The organism is Nocardia sp. XZ_19_369, from assembly GCF_015355715.1.
In the GTDB taxonomy this organism is placed as follows: Bacteria; Actinomycetota; Actinomycetes; order Mycobacteriales; family Mycobacteriaceae; genus Nocardia.
This window is the reverse complement of record NZ_JACVED010000025.1, coordinates 1-2,653: the sequence shown is the minus strand read 5'-3', so window position 1 is coordinate 2,653 and position 2,653 is coordinate 1. Positions and strand designations below refer to the sequence as shown.

Sequence of the window (2,653 nt, the reverse complement as noted above, 5' to 3'; positions counted from 1 at the left end):
CCCACATTCGTGGATCGCCTACGAACGCCGGGCCTCGATCACCGCCCTGCGCACGCTGATCGAGCGATGATCCGCGCATAACGCCCGGCTACCGACGGCACCCACGCCGCCGGTAGCCGCGTTGTGCATTACGGGGACAGTCCGGTCGGGTTGGTCGGGCTGTCCCATCGGAGTCGCGGGGCGGACGCCCCCGGGTCGGACCGCCCACCCGCGACCCTCCGAGACATGTGACAACAGATTTTGTTTCGCGGCGGGCGGTTTGGTGCCCCAGCCCGACGCGCGAGCCTGTGTCTTGCGCGGGCGAGTCCCCTTACCGCTCGTCCGCGCACGGTCATCGGAGCCGATACCGAATGTTCAGCGCGACAGTCGATCTCGCGCCCTGTTCGACCGATATGCGGCAATTTCGGATGCTCCATCGTAGCCCAACGCGCTAGCATCTCAGCGGGTCGAAGAAGGGGGCGTCGATATGATGACCGCGCTTGTTGCGGCATTCGCAGGCATGTTCGGCATTGCGATCGGTCGATTCTGGGACACTAGAGCAGAGTCGGCACGCTGGCGCCGGGATCAGCGGGCAACGAGCTACCTTCGGATCGCTGAAGCCTACTGGGAGATTCTGCGGGAGCTGGATGCGATTGCCGGTACCCAAAATACCCAGGGACTGGGAGAGCCCAGGAACTGGGCGCTACTGAGCCCCAACGGGATGGCTGCCCTGGACCGATGGAACAGCGCGCTCATGTCCGTCCTGGTATACGGATCACCGAGGGTCGCAGGCGCTGCCAAGAATGTCGACGATTGCGTCGATGAGTGCGGCATGAAAGCCAGTTCGGCACAACATGATTGGGAGTCATGGGCAACTGAGACCAGCCCGCTCAAGAAGTCGTTTCAAGATCTGCTGGCGGCCATTCGAGGCGATCTCAAACTTCAGAGCCACTCTTTGTCTTTTTAATCCGCCGCATTCTCTGTTGGTAGGTGCGCACTCGTCGGCAGAAGCGTGCATTCAGCCGGCGGTCGCGCGGCTGCCCCGGATAATCTCGGCGGGTTGATCTTCGACGGTGCCGAGTGGCCGATCCGAACAACGCGCCACGCGGCATGTCAGGACGTTCTCGACCGTGTCATCGCCTGGCCTCCCGGAGCGGAACTCGCATTGCCGGTTGGTCGGCATCAAGACTCGCCGGGCCACCAGTGAGGCAATTAATCCTTGTCGATACTCGATTGATGTAGACGATCTCTCAGCGTTGCCTACGGGAACGCTTGGTACGGCTGCCCAGGAGCCGTGCCTGCTCGCCTTTCAAGAACATGAACCGGTCACGGGTGTACTCACGAAGCTCGCGCCCAGGGAAGGGGATCAGCGATAGATGTTCCCCATAGTTTCCCTGTGCCCAGCCCGCCGCAGTGATCTCGTATCCGGAGGTATGCGCGCAAAGTTCGAGCAGGACAGGCGGCATCTCCTTTTCTATGAGCAGGTCGGCTTTGGTCACCACCACATCGCGCATCGCCTGGATGTTCGGTATGAAGACCGCCGTTGCCCACGTACGCCACTCGGCGAGCTCGCCCTCGGTTGGCGGGATATCGTGGCGAAAGGGGTCACGACCGTCGGGCCGAACGTATTTCGCCGAGAAGGTGTCATAGACCCGGCTGTTGGCTTCCATCAGCGCGAACAAAGGACCGTAGAAGTCGCTCAACTGAAGATTCACCCTCGTCAACCGTGCCTGTCTCTGAGCCAGCCGCAGGCTGTTGAGATACGTAGCTAGGTAGCCGACAAACGCCAACGCGACAGTCGTGATCAACGCAGCCATACGGGAGATCGTAAGCCGAATCGCCTGTATGGTTGCGAACTCGGTTGGTAGTCAGTGGGTTTCGTCACCTACCGGCCATCCGTCAGCGCATACCCGCGCACCTCCATAGCTTGTAGCCAAGGCGCGATCTAGCACGCCGTAATCGGCATGACCGCGCGTTGGGAAGCCTTGTCAGCCAACGGATTGAGACGGCTGACCAACGCGCGCCACGCGACATTTGCGTGCGTATGTTTTCTATCGATGGATCGGTGTGGTGGGCGGTTCAGGGTCGGTGGAGAGGGCTCGGGGTGGGCGGGGGCGCCGTAGTCGTGAGCTATGCGGTGGTGACGGTGCGGGGTCGGGACCGAACACCGCGGGCAGCTGTGTGGTGACCGGATCGGTGACTGGTGTGGTGCGGATCAGATCTACCGGGTTGGCGTTACGCGGGTGTGTGTCGTCGAGGACGGGTTCGCCCAGGCCGGCCTTCTGCTGGATGCGTTTCATCCATGGTGGCGCCCACCAGCAGTCGTCGCCGAGCAGTTTCATCGTCGCCGGCACCAGCAGCATGCGCAGGACTGTGGCGTCGATGACCAGGGCCGCGATCATGCCGACAGCGATGTACTGCATCATCACCAGATCCGAGAACGCGAACGCGCCGACAACCACTAGCAGGATCAGCGCGGCGGCGGTGATGATGCGTCCGGTGTGGGCGGTGCCGATGCGCACTGCCTCGGTGGTCGAGGCTCCTTGTGCGCGGGCTTCGACCATGCGGGAGAGCAGGAAGACCTCGTAGTCGGTGGACAGACCGTAGATGATGGCCATGATGACCACCAGTACCGGCGAGGTGATCGGTTGCGGGGTGAAGTTCAGCAGCGTTT

At 62.2% G+C, this 2,653-nt stretch carries 3 protein-coding genes; 1 reads left to right on the top strand and 2 read right to left on the bottom strand.

Translation table 11 applies throughout. The annotated features are described in order from the left end of the window. Positions 1-466: 466 nt before the first annotated feature. Complete coding sequence (locus IBX18_RS41745; RefSeq protein ID WP_194838945.1) at positions 467-946, top strand: hypothetical protein; 480 nt, start codon at positions 467-469, stop codon at positions 944-946. A 283-nt stretch (positions 947-1,229) separates the two neighbouring features. On the opposite strand, the gene IBX18_RS41740 is transcribed toward IBX18_RS41745, so the two are convergent. Next, positions 1,230-1,796 carry a hypothetical protein gene (locus tag IBX18_RS41740; protein WP_194838944.1) on the bottom strand — a complete coding sequence of 189 codons (567 nt, stop codon included), beginning with the start codon at positions 1,794-1,796 and terminating at the stop codon, positions 1,230-1,232. A gap of 234 nt (positions 1,797-2,030) precedes the next feature. After that, positions 2,031-2,653, bottom strand: a 623-nt coding sequence (locus IBX18_RS41735) for an MMPL family transporter (protein ID WP_194838943.1), incomplete at its 5' end; no start/stop codon positions are given.

Excerpts from the sequence above, each read along its gene's own strand:
- IBX18_RS41740 (WP_194838944.1), bottom strand. The coding sequence starts at position 1,796 with ATGGCTGCGTTGATCACGACTGTCGCGTTGGCGTTTGTCGGCTACCTA.
- IBX18_RS41745 (WP_194838945.1), top strand. The coding sequence starts at position 467 with ATGATGACCGCGCTTGTTGCGGCATTCGCAGGCATGTTCGGCATTGCG.